Origin of the sequence: Kaistella antarctica (assembly GCF_900109615.1) — a bacterium.
GTDB lineage: Bacteria > Bacteroidota > Bacteroidia > Flavobacteriales > Weeksellaceae > Kaistella > Kaistella antarctica.
Window position 1 is genome coordinate 194,303 of sequence record NZ_FOIX01000001.1, and the last position, 17,314, is coordinate 211,616.

Below are 17,314 nucleotides of genomic sequence, written 5' to 3' on the forward strand. Positions count from 1 at the left end.
AAAATTAAGATATTCAAAATTATAAGTTGAATTTTTAATCATTTTCTTTAAAATTATGCTGATATAATGTATAAATCATCGCATGCCAAAAAGGAAAAGTAAATAGAAATCCAACCCCAAAAAGTAAAAGCCCAGATAAACTGAAAAGCGTTGCTACGAGAACTGAAAGAACAATCGTTGAAAAGTCCTGCTTCAGACCTTTCACGGTTAGCTTTATTCCTTCAATGGTGTTGACATTCATAAAGAACATCAGTGGGACGGAAAACAAGGTAAGAATGATCCAGACTACGCCGAGTAATAACAAGGAGTTGGCGTAAGAAAATATAATCATCCAAAAAAGGTAGAAGCCGAAAAACTTGAAGAAATCAAACCCAAGATAACCTGCGAATAAATCATTCATGGTTACTTTCTCGTTGAGATCTAACTTTCTATAAATTTTATAAAAGCCAACATTCAACGGATTTAAGAAGGCAAACAAAAAGAAAATGCCAAGCAGAAAACTTTGGGTCTGCGGCAATAGAGCAACCTCTTCCATCTTTTTATTAAATGCTGGGAAGTCAGTTTTGAGCAGCTCGCTGTGCTGACTCATTTCATCCCACAAGCCAAAATATTTGAAGAGATAGAAATATCCAAGAAAAAACAGTGAAAAATATAATAAACTGAAAGCGACCTGATAAAATAAAGTTCTATTCCAATAAGAAAATGCAGTTTTTAAAATCTCCTGCATGCCAACCTTTTGAGGGTAATTTTTTTCCATGCTGCAAAAATAGGTAAAACCTAAAGATTAACTCCTAAAAAGAGTATTTTTGCCCAATGCTAAATACCAATCATCCGAACTTTAATAAAATGGATGAACTCTCTGAAAAGAAAGTTCCCTTCTTTTTTATGGTTGATTTTTTAGTAGAAAAAGTAGAAGTTTATACAGAAGACAATTTGAAGGAAAATGGCTTATCCATTCATTTTCAAAACTATACGAACACAATTGAACGACGAGCTGAACCGAAAAATGTTCAGTTACGAGCTTATCTAGAAAGTAAAGAAAGTTATAGAAAAGGATATGATGAAGTTCAGCATCACTTACAATTAGGAAATTCCTATCTCACCAATTATACGCGCAAAACTGAAATTGAAATTAATCTCAGTTTAGAAGAAATTTACCATTTATCAAAAGCCAAATATAAAGTTCTTTATCAAGATCAGTTTGTATTCTTTTCTCCAGAAACTTTTGTCGAAATCATTAATAACGAAATCTTCACGCATCCCATGAAAGGAACCATCGATGCGGCCAAGGAAAATGCGATTGAAATTTTAAAGAATGATGTGAAAGAAAAGGCCGAACATTATACCGTCGTTGATTTGCTTCGAAATGATTTAAGCATGGTTGCTGACGATGTGAAAGTAAATGAATTTCAACGGATCGATTTCCTCAAAACCAATAAGAAAAATCTTTACGCCATGAGCTCTGAAATTTCAGGGAAATTAAAACCTGAATTTCAACGCAAAATCGGAAGCATTATGCGGCAATTACTTCCAGCAGGTTCCATTCTCGGGGCACCCAAATCAAAAACTTTAGAAATCATTTTGAAAGCAGAAAATTATGACAGAGGCTTTTACACGGGAGTTTGCGGTTGGTTCGATGGAAAGAATTTAGATTCGTGCGTGATGATTCGGTTCATCGAAAAAGAAAATGAAAAACTTTATTTCAAAAGTGGTGGTGGAATCACGCATTTGAGTAATTTTGCCGACGAGTATCAAGAAATGAAAAACAAAATTTATGTCCCAATTCATTGAAAGCATTAAGGTAGAAGACAAGCAAGTATTTCTGCTGGATCAACATCAGAAACGCGTCAATGAAACGTTTTCTTATTTTGGTAAAGAAACACCCCTCAACTTAGACGAGATTTTTAAAAGTTTGGAACATGATGAAGATGGTCTGTACAAGCTGAAAATCACCTACGATCTGACGGGAAAATACCGAACGCAAATGATTCCGTATGCCATTTCCGAGATTGCAGATTTTCAATTGGTCGAGAATAATATTTATGATTATTCCTTCAAGTTTGAAGATCGAAAAGAACTGGAGAAAATGAAAATTCTTTCAAAAGCCGCTGAGATCATCATCGTAAAAAACAACCACATCACCGACTCTTCTTACTCTAATGTTCTATTCAAAAAAGGGAAAGATTGGTTTACGCCAAAAACGTATTTACTCAATGGCGTTCAAAGACAGCATTTACTTCAATCAAAGAAAATTAAGGAAACCGAAATTACTTTACAAAACTTAAGGGAGTACACTCATTTTCAACTCATCAATGCGATGAATGAATTCGATGATTCCTATAGTTATCCAATTGACAGGATTAAAAATCTGCCTAAAAAATCTGAACCATTACAAATGTAAGTCGTGACCCTAAGATTTCAAAAACTCAAAATATCCTTTTAAAACTTCAGCATTTTCGATCGCTGTCGTATCGACCTCCAATATTTTTGCTTTTTCATCAGGCTTAAAGAAATTATCTAAAATCCGGAAAAGCGTATCCTCATCATCAACTTTGGTGTAGGCAAAGCCGAAATGCTTCGCTAAATGTTCCGCATTTTTGTGATGCTTGGTTAAGATAAACTCATCCATAGCATTGGTGGAACTCGGTCCCGGAATAATTTTAAAAATATCGCCGCCGCCATTATTAAAGACAATGATCCTAGTGTAAGGCGGAATATAATTATTCCACAAACCATTGATATCATAAAAGAAACTCATATCACCCGTTACCAAGACCGTTTGATTTTCATCTTTCATGGCAAAGCCCATAGCGGTTGAAGTGGATCCATCGATACCACTTGTTCCGCGGTTGCAATACACGTTATTTTTCTGGAAATCAAAGAGCTGCGCATACCGAATCGCGGAGGAATTGCTGATATGTAAATTAATATTATCGGGTAATTTATCAGCCAGCAATTCAAACAGTTTAAAATCGGAAAACCGAGTCTGCACGCAGTATTCAGTGTGTTTCAAATCTCTTTTATCTCGCAACACATCCCAGAGATTAAAATAAGGACTTGGCTCCAATGAAATGAAATTCAATAATTTCGCAAAGAATTTTTCAGGCGTGGCTTTTACCTTTTGCGTTAGAGAAAAGAAGGTATCAGGATGCCAAACCTCATCGATATGCCAGTGATTTTTAGGCGCGGCCTTTCTTAGAAATTGTTTTACTTTTTTAGAAACTACATTTTGCCCTACCGTAATTAGTAAATCTGGAGCGTAGGTTTTATAATCCTCGTCGCTGAAATTAAAAATATAACGGTCGATATGTCCAAAAAACTTTTCGTGTCTGAGGTTAGAATTGGCTTCCTTTAAAACAACGACACTGTGATTTTTAACCAATTGAGAAAGTTGCATTTCCAGTTCTTCACTGTAATCACGGGTTCCAATTAAAATCAAAATTCGTTTTGACGTGTTCCAATCTGCAACCAAACTTGGTGGCAAATCATAGGAAATTTCCCGAATCGTTTTCTCTACTGACGGAAAGTTTGGAAGTTCCGAAACCATCTTGTAAAGCGGTTCTTCCAAGGGAATATTGATGTGAACCGGTCCTTGCTTTTCAAAACAAACTTCAATGGCTTTTTTAATAATGTCAAAATTTTCATCGTCGGCATTTTCCACTGAATCCTCCAACACCTGGAAATCTCCGTAGGAATGTTGCTGATAAAGATCTTTCTGACGAATCGTTTGACCATCAAAAATATCTACAAAATCAGTTGGCCGATCGGCAGTAAAAATCAGCAAAGGCGTATTTTGATAAAAAGCTTCCGTGATTGCAGGGTAGTAATTCGCCGAGGCAGAACCACTTGTACAAGTTAAAGCCACCGGTTTTTTAATGCTCTTCGCCATGCCCATTCCCACAAAAGCAGCACTTCTTTCATCCACAATGCTGTAACAATTAAAATCGTCGGTTTCTGAAAAGTGAATTGCCAAGGGTGCATTTCGCGAGCCTGGGGAAATTACGATATCGTAGATTCCATATTCTTTCAATAAATGTGCGAGTATTTGAATGCTTCGTTTAGAAGAGAATTGTTTCATTTTGAAAATTGATTGCTGCAAATTTACAGATAATAAAAATTTAAAAAAGGAAACCTCTAAAAATGATTTCTGATTTCAGGAGCAACCAGATTTTAGCTTCTTTCAACACCTGTCCCGCTGTCCGCTACAATTCCTCGCTCGGCGCTCACCGCCCGAGGCGGCGTGCGCCTCATTCCGGGATTTCCACTGCCATCTGGGCTACGTTTGAGACCTTTCTTCTTTTTAAGATTTAAACCAATTCCTAAATCCTTCAATGCGATAGTGAGGGTTTACAATATAAGGATGGAGTTTTATTCGTTGCAAATATCAGCTGATTAGTTGTGCTGGAAGAGCCTATTTCTAAAGTCTTGAAAAAATAAAATATTTACGAAAAGAAGTTCTTATTCAGAAAGTAACAGCATGAATGACTAAAATTAAATTGCTTTTCATGAAAAATGTTCATGCCTGGAATGTTTTTATTAAATGAAGAACGTTTTGCAGATTTGCGATGTGGCGGCTTAAATTGCAAAAACTTTCTATTATAAACTAAATTTTACAAAACATAAAATCATTCAACTTGGCGAAAACTCCACACTATTGCAAAATCGCTGTAGGCATTTCATTGTTTTGATTTTGATTGAAGGATTACTTTCTCGAATTCCGTATTGATTACTTTTCATTTTTCTTTAGTTTCAAATAATTAGCAAAATTTGAAAGTGATATTATTAACCAAGCAATTCTAATAATCCAAATGTTTATTGAATATCCAAACATAGAATGAGGTCCAGGTTCTGAAAGATATCCGATGAATACTATAAATGTTATAATTCCTACAACTAAAAATAAAGTTTTATTTTTCATATTTTGTAATTTTCTTATATTTTTTAATTTTTAAATTCCGGAAGATTTTTGTGGAGATATTTTTAGAAATTTTGTTATTCGTATCATTAAAACTTTGCTTTTTTACACAAGTTTTAATTTCTATTGCTAATCAGAAAAGCTGTCTTTATGAAGTTTTAAGCAATATGTAATTTCCAATTTATAGGTTTATTTTTTTATTTTCCATCGTAACCTATTTGAATTAAGTCATAATGTTCATTTTTGGATATTTTTACAATGAATGCTAACGGTTGGGTATTGACGATGGGCGGGCTTTTTTGCGATAATCTTCAAACGAAAAAATAATCTCCAAAATTGCATAAATTTTCTTTCGAAGACGAAACCCCGCCATATTGCCAAACCGATGTTGTGCGATGTGCTTGTTTATATTTATTAGAACGGAATCTCAACTTGACGACCTAAATATTCTCCATTTTTTATTTCAAGCAATGCAACATATGATCCTGCACCATCTGAATTTGATAAATGTAAATACAAAGAATTATCAATTTTGTCAAAATAACATTCTGCATAATTATTGTTAGGATTAAAAAGGTCATCTATTTCTTTTTCGAGAATTTTTGTTGTTGTTTTTCCAATTGTTATTGTAATTGATTTATAATAGGTTTTAGGGACTGTACCATCAGTTCCCCACATTTTTTCACCTTTATACTTTTGAACAACAAAGTCTTCTCTCTGCATTTCTGAAAAATATTTTTTATTTTGTTCGTAATTAAATTTGTCCGTTTTTATTTCTACAACAATATCTCGTAGAATAAAATTAACACCATTTTCGTCATCAATTACTGAAGGAATATTTTCTAAAGTATTAATGTATTTAATCCTAGAACGATGTATATATCCGTTAAATTCTCTGTTGTTTTCGTCTTTAAAATCCACATTCAGCCATTCTGTTTGCAAATCTTCAAAAATATAAACTACATCTCCAGATTTTATTTTCCCGATTACATTACTACTAACATTTCCTTTTTCTCTTACATTTACATAACCATCTTTATCAACAATTTTAGCAAAATTGCAAAATGACATAATACAGTTTTCTGAAATTTCATTTGAATCAATAGTCTTTTTTGCTTCTCTTTTTTGCCTTTCAGTAATTATATTTTCTGAAACCTTTTTCGTTTTGTTTTCACAAGAAATAAAGAAAAAAGAAAGAACTAAAATTAATAATAATTTTTTCATTATTTAGTTAATATTTCATTATTCACGAGGGTTTTTTAGCATGTCGCGCAACGGTTTGCGGTTTGGCGTTCGGGCGGGAAATCGAAGCACAAAACCCGATATTATTACTAAAATTCAATTGGAAAACTGCTGTTGAATTTTGCACTTCAGCCCGCCTGACGCAAAACCCTTGTTGTGCGTTCGTTTTTTAGTTCAGTTCATAATCGTACAGCCATTTATTTAACTCACTTTTTATATCCACATTAGTTTTTTTGGAAAGAATAAAATACCAATAGGTTATTAATTCTTTTTCTTTTTTGTCGCGTTCTTCAATTTTTATTTTGTTTAGACTTGATACCAGTTGCTCTTTTATTTGTGCTGTGTCTTTGTTTTTTTCGCAATACTCAACATCTTTAATGATTATTTGAGTGTAATTCTCAAATTCTGGTTGGGTTATCAATTTATCTTCTAACAGTATTTTGAATAGTCCGGTAACTTGCTTTTTAATTTCCGAGTAATCTATTTCTTCAGGTTTTATCTTGCTTCGGTTAAAAATGGCAGAAAGTTTATCGTTAATTCCAAGTTTCTTGATGGTGTCTACTGATGCGTAAAAATCTAAGATAGAGAGATTACTATTCACACTGCCATTGCAGTATTTCAACATTCCGTCAATTAATATTTTCTTCAGTTCATTGTCAGAAACCGTAGTGTCATTTCGTATTTTGGTAACCGTAGCAATAATACCATCATATTCTGAAGCAGAAATATCTTTGAAAGCATCCAATTCCTTTTCTTTATTAATTTGAGCGATTAAATCTGTTAATTTTTCGCTTTCGGTTTGATAATTTTCAAACCAAATTTTCATTACATTTTCTAGTTTAGTTTGTATCCCATAAATTTCCTGCATTCGTGGAATATTATGGATTTCGATTTCACTTGCTATGTTTTCATAAGTCGAAAAAATAATTGAAAATATTGGTTGATTAATTTTTATATTTTCTAAACTTTCGATGGTCTTCAAAAACATCTTTTTTAATCTTGGCAAATCAATGTCTTTATGTTTTAAGTAATAATCAAAATCTGAATTAAGTCTGTCGTTGATTTGTTTAAATTCATTTTGAGTGATTATTTTTTCATCTTCCAGTTTTTTTAAATCCTCATAGAGCGATTTTCTGTTTAAATTAATTGCATCATCTGTTTGACTTTTGATGTCGCTACAAGAAGTAAAAAAAGCAAGTAGTAAAAATAGAATGGTCTTTAGTTTAGATTTTAATTGATGTTTTTTCATCTTGAATTTGTATATGTTTTGTTCCGACAATACTGTTCTTATAAAATGCCGAATAACGGTTCTCGGCTTGGCAATGTGGTGGATAAAGAAGCTGGAAATTTCTATTATTACTGAACTTCAAAGGAAGTAAAATTCCTCGATTTAGCACTAAACCCGCGATATTGCCAAACCGATGTTGTGTGCCGTTTTTATTCAACTCTTTGTCCACAGCATTCATATTTATAATTTTTATCTTCAGCTCTCCATTTTTGTCCAGCTACTAATTTAAAAGTTTTTGCATCTGCTCCTTTCACAGTATCACCATCATAAAAAACAACTTTATCATCTTTTATATAGTCAATAAAAAAATCGGTTGTGTCTAATGAATAAAGAATTTCGTGTTTTTCAAAATTTAAACCTTCAATCTTTTTACCTCGATAAAAAATATTTTTGCTGTCAATTCCGTATAAATAGTCCGATAATGGTTTAAACGTCTTTGGGTTTGCTCCACTTACAATCAATCTAAAGGCACCGCTTGAGCTTGCATTTGAATAATAAATATTGTTTATATCTTTTGAGTACATCGTTCCTTCGTCGAATTCTGCATACGTTTTAATGTCTATTGCTTCTGATAGTGATTTTTCAATTACCGTATCATCCAAATTTATATACACCAAACTGTCAAAATATATTTGGGAATTAATAGTTTCTTCTTTACCTGCAATTGCATATACTTTTTGTTCAAAAAGCTTTCCGTATTTGTCTGTATAAAATTTCCCCTTTAAATGTTTGTACTTCCAACTATCCTTTGCTTGAAGTGTTAATGACTTCTCAACCTCTGTATTTTTATCGGTATTGCAACTCGATAATAATATAACAAGAATCGCTAAAACTACTTTAATTGAGATTTGGTTTATCATTAATTATATTCTCATTTTCTTTAGGCAACAGTCGGTCTAAAATGGCACACAACGGTTGGGTATTTATGCAGGCGGGCCTTTTATAACAAGTCTTTGTAAATATAACAAAAAGAACAATTAGGGAAAATCTTGATGATAGGGCCTTCCGACCCGCTAATAGAAATACTTTGTTAGCAGAAGTTTTATTAATAAGAAATTTTGTGATTAAGTTCTATAGGATTGTCATTTGCTTTAATATCTATTTGTCTTGTTTTGATGAATTGATTTAAATCCATTTTTCCACCATTTGTATCTGTTAATGAAAAATACTTTCCCAATGAAGAATTTAGATCCATAGGGTCATTATAATAAGATTTTGCTAATTTTTCATACTGTTCCCAATCAATATTTTTTGTTTTACTTCTAACGTCAAATAATTCTCCTAACTTTTTAATTTCTTCTAAATTAAAAGAGTAATCTTTCTTTTCATCTTCAATCGATATGATCAAACCAGGTAATCCATGAAAAATATAGGGGCCATCGCTAAATCTAAGTTCTGTCGAAAACCATGCAGTCCACTTTCTACCTCCGTAATTTACTTCTGCGTTCTGGCATTTATATTTTCCAATCAATTTTTGGTCAGATAAAATTTTCCAATTCAGAATTTCGGTAATTGGAAGGGTATAATCGTTTTTCAAATAGGTTATTAATTTTATAACATAATTATCACTAACATTCTTTTTTACATAGAATTGATTTTCAACGCCCATATTTAACAAACCATTCTTATTTATTTGTGCTAAAGAATCTGTTTTTTTATCAATTGATTGTCTAAAAATCGAATTACTATTTTCGATGTCCAAAACCATTTTCTCAGAAATGGGTTTTGTAGATTCCTGTGATCTAACTTTATAACTGACGTCATATATAAAACTAATTTTTTGGCTAGAGCAAAAAGTAGATAATAAAAGTAAAAGTACTGTATACTTCACGTAATTTTTGATTTGTGGATGTTTTAAAATTTCTGCTAACGTCCGGGTATTTGTGCAGGCGGGATAAAAATACGAAAATTATATACTTGCAATAAATTTGAAAAATGGCGAAAATCTTCAACTGAAAACTTCCTACCCGCTTGTATAAATACCATGTTGCGCGATGTTTTTATTTGCAGTTTTTTTGTTTTTCGATTCTCAGACATTTTCTTTAAAACACGGATTGATAATCTTCCACGAAGTTTGGACAAAATAGCGCGCAACGTTTGCGGCTTTGCGATGGTGCGGCTTAAAATGCCAAATCTTTCTAATATAAACTAAACTTCGAGAAATCTAAAATCTTTAAACTTGGCGAAAATCTCGCACTATTGCAAAACCGCTGTTGTGGGAAGGCATATTGTTTACTGATATTCATCGTTTCCACATATTTCAACTTCTTTCTTCATAACACTTTGCTTTAATAGTTTACCGTTTTTTGCATCATATATTAAAAAAATTAAACTCTTACTATCTTTGGGATTATCATAAATAACTTCCCAACTTGGAATAGTAAAGTTTTGATTCTCATCCATTTGATTTTGCTTTCCAATTCGTATTGAATAAGTTCTCCAAAAATAATCATCAATTATTTTAGATTTATTTGCATCTATATTTTTCTCTTTTTTTAATTTCTGTTTTAGCATTTCAAATGTAAACGGATATTCTTTATCAGAGTTTAAAGAATCTATTTGTCCATCTTCTTTAAAATTATAGTTGTTTCCAATAGAAAATCCTAAATCATTATGTAGGGATTTATCTTTTATTTTTCCGTTTTTGTAAAACGTTTTATAAATTGAAATTTTACTCAATGTATCAGTACTTATATACTGTTTAATTCCATAATCATCACTAACAATTGCCATTTTTACGGTGCTATCTGGATAAAATTCTTGATATAAACGAACATTAAATACCTTATTTAAACTGTCTAAATGAGATATTTCTTCGAAATTCTTTATATCCAGATATTCAACACTATTTGAAAAAATTTCTTTTTTTGAAATTTCGTTATTTTTGTTTGGCTTATTTTCACAACTGATTAGAAAAGCAATTTGCGCAAAAACTATAGTAAATTTATTCTTTATGGAAATCATCTTCAAGTTTTTTTTTATTATTTATATAAACCTGGTATTTTAATTTCATAATGTCATTTTGTAAATGCTTGCCCACAACGATTCTCGGCTTGGCGATGTGGCGGATAAGAAAGCCGAAACTTTCTCTTATCGTTGAACTTCGAACGAAGCATCAACGTTCGATTTAGCACTAAACCCGCCATATTGCCAAACCGATGTTAGCAGCAGTTTTTTTTTAATTTTGCAAATCTAAATTCATCCATTCACCACGATGAGTTTTCCCTATTAATTTTTCTTGAAAATCTTTTTTAACAATGAATAATTCAGTCCTTAAAGATATTTTATCTTTTAATTCATTCGTTAATTTTAAATAGTACAGTTTAGAATTAAAAACAGAATTGACGATAATCATTCTATCTGATAATTGCCAATAGCAACTCGTATAATCAGAATCTATATTTTTACGATTCACAATTTCAGGATTCCCATATTTTGTAGTTAATTCCCCAATAAATTGTGTTAGAGGAACTATATTGTTGTCATGTCTAAAAGAAGTTTTTATTGCCATTAGTTGTTTATTTTCATCCTGAATTATTACAATTCCATTAAAAAATGTTTCTCCGTAAAAACTTAAACTGTCACCAAATGTCATGTAAGTATTTACAATTTTTGTAGAATCATAATCAAGTTCAAGAGTGTCTTTTTGCAGGAATTTTTCTTTAGAAAAGTAGTCATCCATTTTTTTGTCGAAATTAAAAGTTTCAAGGTTAAGTTTTTTATATCCCAATTTTTCATTTTGAGCGCAGGATAAAACACAGAACATGATTAGGGGTATAAAAATTATTTTTTTCATATTTTTTGTGTTAAAATTACCGCTAACGGTTGAGTATTTATGCAGGCGGGATAAAAATACGAAAACTTTGTACTTGCTAAAATCTTAATTAATCGCTAAAATCTTCGATGAAAACTTCAGACCCGCTTGTATAAATACTTTGTTATCTGACGTTTTTATTTATATGTTATTTTATTGCCTCGAACCGTTTCTTCTATCTTATAAATTTTATAATCTTTATCGTAATAATATTTTCCGAAGTCTAAAACATAACGCGTTGGATTCGTAAAAAATAAATGTCTGGAATAAATTCCATTCCCCTCCATTTTATAAATCTCCGTTCCTTTTTTCCAGTAGTTTATTCCGGTAGTGTCAATTATGTTTTCTATTATTTGCGGATCTTTACTGAGAAAAACAAAGGAGTTTTCGTCGATGCTATCTTTTTTGTCTAGATTAAAATAATTGTAGTATTTATCTTTAACTTTCAGAAGAACACAGTCAACTTCGAATTTCTTCATATTGTCGTTGAAACGCGAAATAATTAAAAACTTCGGTTTAGAATAATTAAGTCTATATGGCTCTGTCTTAATTTTTATAGAATCTCCATTTTCTTTTAACAGATAATAATATTCTTTATCTGGCTTTAAATCGTAAATATTTTTTTTACTTTTTTCACAGTTGTAAAGCAAAACAAATAATAATAAAAAACCTAGACTTCTATTCATAAACGCTTTTTTAAAATGGCAGATAACGTTTTTTGGCTTGGCGATGTGGCGGATTAGGAAGCCGAACTTTCTATTATCATTGAACTTCAAAGGATGCAAAAATCTTCGATTTAGCACTAAACCCGCCATATTGCCAAACCGATGTTGTGCGTTCGCTTTTTTGTTTCAATTTATCTGTAAACAATTTTCCTTTCGTAGTAAACTCCTGGTTCTTTTTCATTTTTCATACTTTTTTTCGTTACCCAACTTCCCTCTTTATCATAAGAATAATCGTAGGTGTATTCGTAAGAATATTTTTTACCGTCTTTGTATATTGTTTCTGTATTCTGTTTTACAACATCTCCATTTTTATTATAGGAATAGGTTTCATTACTAATATTTTCAGCCACATCATCTTTTAATTGGCTTTCTACTATTTTATTTTTAGAGTTGAATTTATAATTTTCTTCTCTGTAATTTTCTTTTTTTGCTGGGTCGTAATACAATTGTTGTAAAACATTATCCTTGTTATCTACTTTGAAATATTGAATATTATTAAGTTCAAATTCTTTATTTTCCTCATTCTGAACATAACGAGAACATTCGTAATCTTTAGTAGAAGTATTATATTTATAGGTTTCGATGGTATTTACAAATCCGACCGTATTTGGTTCAGTGATGAATTTTTCTTCTGAAATTCTATTTTGATTTTCATACATATAGAAAGTTGTAGATGACAATTTCTTTGTACCTACAGAATAACTTGCCATTTTTACCAGCAAGTCTTGATTGTTGTATTCATATGTTGCTCGTAAAATAGGTTCTGTATCAACAAATAGACGATATGTAGCAATCACTTTTCCTGTTTTGTTATATTCTTCAAGATAATCATCAACATATTCTGTTATACCAAGTCTTTGACCTTTTACAAATTCTGAACCTTTTTTGATGAGTTCAAATTCCAAAACTTCAATTGATTTTATATTTGAAGAAACAACATCTTGGGAATAGGATTTGGTGAATAAAATAATTAGTAATAGAGATGAAAGTATTTTTGTCATTTATATTTTTTATCGTTAATTAATTTTATGGGTCTATGTCAGTTAAAGTGACGCACAACGGTTGGGTATTTCTGTTGGCGGGGACTTTTTATAAATGGTCTTTGTAAATATAACAAATTGAACAATTAGCGAAAGTCTTTATGATAGGAACTTCCGACCCGCTAATAGAAATACCTTGTTGTGTGGCGTTTTTATTAAGATCGTAGGTTTATTATCTGCGATTTGAAATTTTCAAGTTTGACTAAATAATACCCTGAAAACAATACAATCCAAAAGATTAAAACTAAATAAAACGGAATTAAGTTAAATTCTGAATTTTCAACTTTAATATTTATGAATAAAATTCCAATAATTACGGCAACAACGAAATTATAAATTATTGCGTGTTTAAGACTCATCGGAATTAAACCCGTTAAAAAATTCCAACCTGTTAATCTATCATTAATCTTAATTTTGTCAGGTTGTGAAAAGTCAAGAATAACATTTTGTGCAAAATCTAGATTAACAATAATAATTTCAGTATTTACTGAATATTTAAAATTATACTTATTCAGAAAATTTAATATTTGGATTTTGTCCATAATTTTATGCAGTGGTTTTATTAAAATGTCACACAACGTTTTTCGGCTTGGCGATGTGGCGGATAAGGTAGCCGAAACGTTCTATTATCACTGAAATTCAAAGTAAGCAAAAATCTTCGATTTAACACTAAACCCGCCATATTGCCAAACCGATGTTAGCGGTAGTTTTTATTGGGCCTTAATTGTTGGGTACTGTATTGGGTTATGTTCATCATTATAAACTTGAGTTTCCAATGAAATTTTATTTCCATCATCTTCAATTTGAAAAGTTCTATTAAAGAAAAATTCAAAGTATTTTTTTGTATTTTTTAATTTATTTAATTCAATAATTTTTAGATAGTTTGCATTTATTTCTTGAACGTTTGGCATTCCGTTTTGACCTTTTCTTATTTCATAATCTATGCTAAATACAATATTTGAGTTATTGTAATATTTGCCATTTATTTGTTCGCTTATATTTTTTACATTGTTAAAAATAATAATGAAATTTATATCGTCTAAAAACATAATTTTATAGTTTGATTTGTCTTTTTTAAGAATTATTTTGATTATGTTTTCCTCAGAATTAGACTTTGATATTTTATAATCAAGGTCAAAATACCAAGTTGTATTTTGAAAAGGATAAATTGTTTTTAACGGAAAAATATATCTATTGTCTCTTGGCTTTTCGTAAATGATGGTAGTTTTTATGAGATAAAAAGGTTTACTTTTAACTTCTAAATTCTTTATAATTTCAATTTTTGTTTCATATTTTTCATATTTAATTTCATAAAGATTTTCATTAATTTTAGTTAAGTTTAACTCTGGGTCTTGAAGTCTTTTTTTTAAGTTTAATAAACTGTTACGAAATGTTAAATAATTAATTGTTAAATGAATTAAGTTATCTTTTTCTGTTGTAGATAATGTGATCTTTTCTAATGTATTTTTATTTACAGAAATAGAGTCATTTACAAATTCAAACCCTTTTTTAAAAAGATAAGACTTATTTAATTTTGCCAACTGCTTATCTAAAAGATTTTCATCTGTAATAATTGAAGAAATATTAGTCGGATAAAATTCTTGTGAAAAGGATTTTTGACATATTCCTAAAAATAGAATAATCAAAAATTTTATATAAATTAATTTTGTCATTATTTGAATTTTATGATTTTAGGTCGGTTCTGTAAAATTACCGCTAACGTCCGGGTATTTTTGCAGGCGGGATAAAAATACGAAAATCATATACTTGCTATAAATTTGAAAAATAGCGAAAATCTTCAACTGAAAACTTCCTTCCCGCTTGTATAAATACCTTGTTGCGCGATATTTTTATTTGCAGCTTTTTTGTCTTTCGATCTTCAGATATTTTCTTTAAAAGACGCATTTATAATCTTCCACGAAGTTTGGATAAAATAGCGCGCAACGGTTGGGTATTTCTGTTGGCGGGGACTTATTATAACAAGTCTTTGTAAATATCCAAATTGAACAATTAGCGAAAATCTTGATGATAGGAACTTCTACACCGCTAATAGAAATAACGTGTTATAGGGCGTTTTTCTGACGTTAATCATTATCTTCTGTTGTATCTTTTTTTCTTTGAATTGTTTTAATTCTACCGTTTTTAAACTCAACTCTTATATCAATATTTTTGGTAAAAAAAAAGAATCTCTTTAAGGTTTTACCACAGACCAATACTAAATCGTACTTGGAATTGTCAAAAGTGACTTGAATAACATCTAATATTAATTCTTTTTTTCTGATTTCTTCTTTTATACTTATTTCCGAGTTTTTCAAAGAACTCAAAATATACTTTTCAATTTCAGGAATGAAATCTCTAAAAGTCTCTTTAAACTTATTGTAAGTATCGATTTGTTCTTGTTTTATCTTCTTATCTTTTGCCTTAAAATACAAATCACAAAAATCTCCATATCCATTAAAAATAGGTGAATCGTGATAGGATTCCGAGTTACCAATCAAAGACTGTATGTATGAAAAATCTGTTTTTATTTTTTCGATTGTCAACATATTATAATTCTTATATGAGATATATCCAAACATAAAGATGTTCAAATCTCTTTCTAATTTTTTGTTTGTTATTAATTTCGGTATCGTCTTTTAAAATGACCTATAACGTTTTTCGGCTTGGCGATGTGGCGGATAAAGAAGCTGGAAATTTCTATTATTACTGAACTTCAAAGGAAGTAAATTCTTCGATTTAGCACTAAACCCGCCATATTGCCAAACCGATGTTGTGTGCCGTTTTTATTCAACTCTTTGTCCACAGCATTCATATTTATAATTTTTATCTTCAGCTCTCCATTTTTGTCCAGCTACTAATTTAAAAGTTTTTGCATCTGCTCCTTTCACAGTATCACCATCATAAAAAACAACTTTATCATCTTTTATATAGTCAATAAAAAAATCGGTTGTATCTAATGAATAAAGAATTTCGTGTTTTTCAAAATTTAAACCTTCAATCTTTTTACCTCGATAAAAAATATTTTTGCTGTCAATTCCGTATAAATAGTCCGATAATGGTTTAAATATCTTTGGGTTTGCTCCACTTACAAGCAATCTAAAGGCACCGCTTGAGCTTGCATTTGAATAATAAATATTGTTTATATCTTTTGAGTACATCGTTCCTTCGTCGAATTCTGCATAAGTTTTAATGTCTATTGCTTCTGATAGTGATTTTTCAATTACCGTATCATCCAAATTTATATACACCAAACTGTCAAAATATATTTGGGAATTAATAGTTTCTCCTTTACCTGCAATTGCATATACTTTTTGTTCAAACAGCTTTCCGTATTTGTCTGTGTAAAATTTCCCCTTTAAATGTTTGTACTTCCAACTATCCTTTGCTTGAAGTGTTAATGACTTCTCAACCTCTGTATTTTTATCGGTATTGCAACTCGATAATAATATAACAAGAATCGCTAAAACTACTTTAATTGAGATTTGGTTTATCATTAATTATATTCTCATTTTCTTTAGGCAACAGTCGGTCTAAAATGGCACACAACGGTTGGGTATTTATGTTGGCGGGGACTTTTTATAACAAGTCTTTGTAAATATAACAAATTGAACAATTAGCGAAAACCTTGATGATAGGAACTTCCGACCCGCTAATAGAAATACCTTGTTACCAGCAGGTTTTGATTACAGTATATCATTAATATTAATATACATTTTCAGCATTTTTTTATTGATACTGATCTGGGGACATTTTTCGTAATAATATTTAGGTGCGTAATAAATATAGGAATTCTGCTTGTTGTTTTGAATAAAGGTCAGTTTAATAGTACTAAGGTCAGATGTAATACAAGGTGGTGCCAAATTTTCATCTACTTTCAATTTAAAATCTTCTTGATTTAGTTTTAAAAATTCAGAAAGTTTCATCGAATTAATAAGGCTCATTATTTTGTTTTTTTGTCTTCAGTTAACACAAAGGTTTTAAAAGTCCTTTTTAGTTCTTTATTTTTAAGATAGGATTTTGGTCTTTCTTCCAAATAAGAATTTATATTTCCATTTTTATTAATAAAATAATACTGTAAATAATCATAGGCTTCCCAACCGCCAGTAAATTCACGAACGATTGCAATATCATCTTTTTGCAGTTTCTGTGGAAGTTTTAAATCTCCGTCCATTGTTCCTCTCAAATTTAGATTCTGTGCGAAAGTTAAGAGACAAAAATTTAGAACTATAAAATTTAAAATTTTTTTCATTGGTGCGGTGTTTTGGATAAACTTGCTGGTAACGTTTTGCG

General features: G+C 30.5%; 20 protein-coding genes. 2 read left to right on the forward strand and 18 right to left on the reverse strand.

What is annotated here, in order from left to right; translation table 11 throughout:
• Positions 1-34 precede the first annotated feature (34 nt).
• Complete coding sequence (locus BMX49_RS00895; protein ID WP_034717801.1) at positions 35-757, reverse strand: hypothetical protein; 723 nt, start codon at positions 755-757, stop codon at positions 35-37.
• 89 nt (positions 758-846) lie between these two features.
• On the opposite strand from BMX49_RS00895, the gene BMX49_RS00900 reads away from it, so the two are divergent.
• Positions 847-1,791 (forward strand): aminodeoxychorismate synthase component I, encoded by a 945-nt coding sequence (locus BMX49_RS00900; protein ID WP_375600464.1) that lies wholly within the window; start codon positions 847-849, stop codon positions 1,789-1,791.
• Positions 1,775-2,401: an aminotransferase class IV gene (locus BMX49_RS00905; RefSeq protein ID WP_034717804.1), complete on the forward strand. Its 627-nt coding sequence runs from the start codon at positions 1,775-1,777 to the stop codon at positions 2,399-2,401. Before BMX49_RS00900 ends, BMX49_RS00905 begins: the two co-directional genes overlap by 17 nt.
• Before the next feature lie 9 nt (positions 2,402-2,410).
• On the opposite strand, the gene menD is transcribed toward BMX49_RS00905, so the two are convergent.
• The 17 genes from menD to BMX49_RS00985 all read right to left on the reverse strand — a co-directional run bounded on the left by menD (position 2,411) and on the right by BMX49_RS00985 (position 17,273).
• A complete protein-coding gene (menD, locus tag BMX49_RS00910) occupies positions 2,411-4,078 on the reverse strand; it encodes a 2-succinyl-5-enolpyruvyl-6-hydroxy-3-cyclohexene-1-carboxylic-acid synthase (protein WP_034717806.1) in 1,668 nt (555 codons plus the stop codon).
• A 648-nt stretch (positions 4,079-4,726) separates the two neighbouring features.
• Positions 4,727-4,918, reverse strand: coding sequence for a hypothetical protein (locus BMX49_RS00915; RefSeq protein ID WP_034717807.1), 192 nt, complete (start codon positions 4,916-4,918; stop codon positions 4,727-4,729).
• Between the two features lie 411 nt (positions 4,919-5,329).
• Positions 5,330-6,139, reverse strand: coding sequence for an SH3 domain-containing protein (locus BMX49_RS00920; RefSeq protein WP_034717810.1), 810 nt, complete (start codon positions 6,137-6,139; stop codon positions 5,330-5,332).
• Positions 6,140-6,326: 187 nt separating this feature from the next.
• On the reverse strand, positions 6,327-7,406 hold the full coding sequence (locus tag BMX49_RS00925) for a hypothetical protein (protein WP_034717811.1): 1,080 nt from the start codon (positions 7,404-7,406) through the stop codon (positions 6,327-6,329).
• Positions 7,381-7,623 carry a hypothetical protein gene (locus BMX49_RS14555; protein ID WP_126337165.1) on the reverse strand — a complete coding sequence of 81 codons (243 nt, stop codon included), beginning with the start codon at positions 7,621-7,623 and terminating at the stop codon, positions 7,381-7,383. The genes BMX49_RS00925 and BMX49_RS14555 overlap by 26 nt, the downstream gene beginning before the upstream one ends.
• The gene (locus BMX49_RS00930; protein ID WP_074726697.1) at positions 7,595-8,305 is read right to left on the reverse strand and encodes a DKNYY domain-containing protein; all 711 of its coding nucleotides are present in this window, start codon (positions 8,303-8,305) and stop codon (positions 7,595-7,597) included. Before BMX49_RS00930 ends, BMX49_RS14555 begins: the two co-directional genes overlap by 29 nt.
• 185 nt (positions 8,306-8,490) lie before the next feature.
• Positions 8,491-9,276 carry a GLPGLI family protein gene (locus BMX49_RS00935; protein WP_074726698.1) on the reverse strand — a complete coding sequence of 262 codons (786 nt, stop codon included), beginning with the start codon at positions 9,274-9,276 and terminating at the stop codon, positions 8,491-8,493.
• 401 nt (positions 9,277-9,677) lie between these two features.
• Positions 9,678-10,409 carry a hypothetical protein gene (locus BMX49_RS00940; protein ID WP_034721624.1) on the reverse strand — a complete coding sequence of 244 codons (732 nt, stop codon included), beginning with the start codon at positions 10,407-10,409 and terminating at the stop codon, positions 9,678-9,680.
• A 214-nt stretch (positions 10,410-10,623) separates the two neighbouring features.
• On the reverse strand, positions 10,624-11,241 hold the full coding sequence (locus tag BMX49_RS00945; RefSeq protein WP_126337166.1) for a hypothetical protein: 618 nt from the start codon (positions 11,239-11,241) through the stop codon (positions 10,624-10,626).
• A gap of 155 nt (positions 11,242-11,396) precedes the next feature.
• A complete protein-coding gene (locus tag BMX49_RS00950) occupies positions 11,397-11,945 on the reverse strand; it encodes a hypothetical protein (protein ID WP_126337167.1) in 549 nt (182 codons plus the stop codon).
• A gap of 170 nt (positions 11,946-12,115) precedes the next feature.
• Positions 12,116-12,985 carry a hypothetical protein gene (locus BMX49_RS00955; protein WP_034721630.1) on the reverse strand — a complete coding sequence of 290 codons (870 nt, stop codon included), beginning with the start codon at positions 12,983-12,985 and terminating at the stop codon, positions 12,116-12,118.
• A gap of 194 nt (positions 12,986-13,179) precedes the next feature.
• A complete protein-coding gene (locus BMX49_RS14755; RefSeq protein ID WP_034721632.1) occupies positions 13,180-13,566 on the reverse strand; it encodes a hypothetical protein in 387 nt (128 codons plus the stop codon).
• A 168-nt stretch (positions 13,567-13,734) separates the two neighbouring features.
• A complete protein-coding gene (locus tag BMX49_RS00965; RefSeq protein WP_034721633.1) occupies positions 13,735-14,697 on the reverse strand; it encodes a hypothetical protein in 963 nt (320 codons plus the stop codon).
• A gap of 411 nt (positions 14,698-15,108) precedes the next feature.
• Positions 15,109-15,570, reverse strand: coding sequence for a hypothetical protein (locus tag BMX49_RS00970; RefSeq protein ID WP_034721635.1), 462 nt, complete (start codon positions 15,568-15,570; stop codon positions 15,109-15,111).
• A 237-nt stretch (positions 15,571-15,807) separates the two neighbouring features.
• The gene (locus BMX49_RS00975; protein ID WP_074726699.1) at positions 15,808-16,518 is read right to left on the reverse strand and encodes a DKNYY domain-containing protein; all 711 of its coding nucleotides are present in this window, start codon (positions 16,516-16,518) and stop codon (positions 15,808-15,810) included.
• A gap of 189 nt (positions 16,519-16,707) precedes the next feature.
• Positions 16,708-16,965, reverse strand: coding sequence for a hypothetical protein (locus BMX49_RS00980; RefSeq protein ID WP_034717815.1), 258 nt, complete (start codon positions 16,963-16,965; stop codon positions 16,708-16,710).
• Positions 16,965-17,273: a hypothetical protein gene (locus tag BMX49_RS00985; RefSeq protein ID WP_034717817.1), complete on the reverse strand. Its 309-nt coding sequence runs from the start codon at positions 17,271-17,273 to the stop codon at positions 16,965-16,967. Before BMX49_RS00985 ends, BMX49_RS00980 begins: the two co-directional genes overlap by 1 nt.
• Between the last annotated feature and the right edge of the window lie 41 nt (positions 17,274-17,314).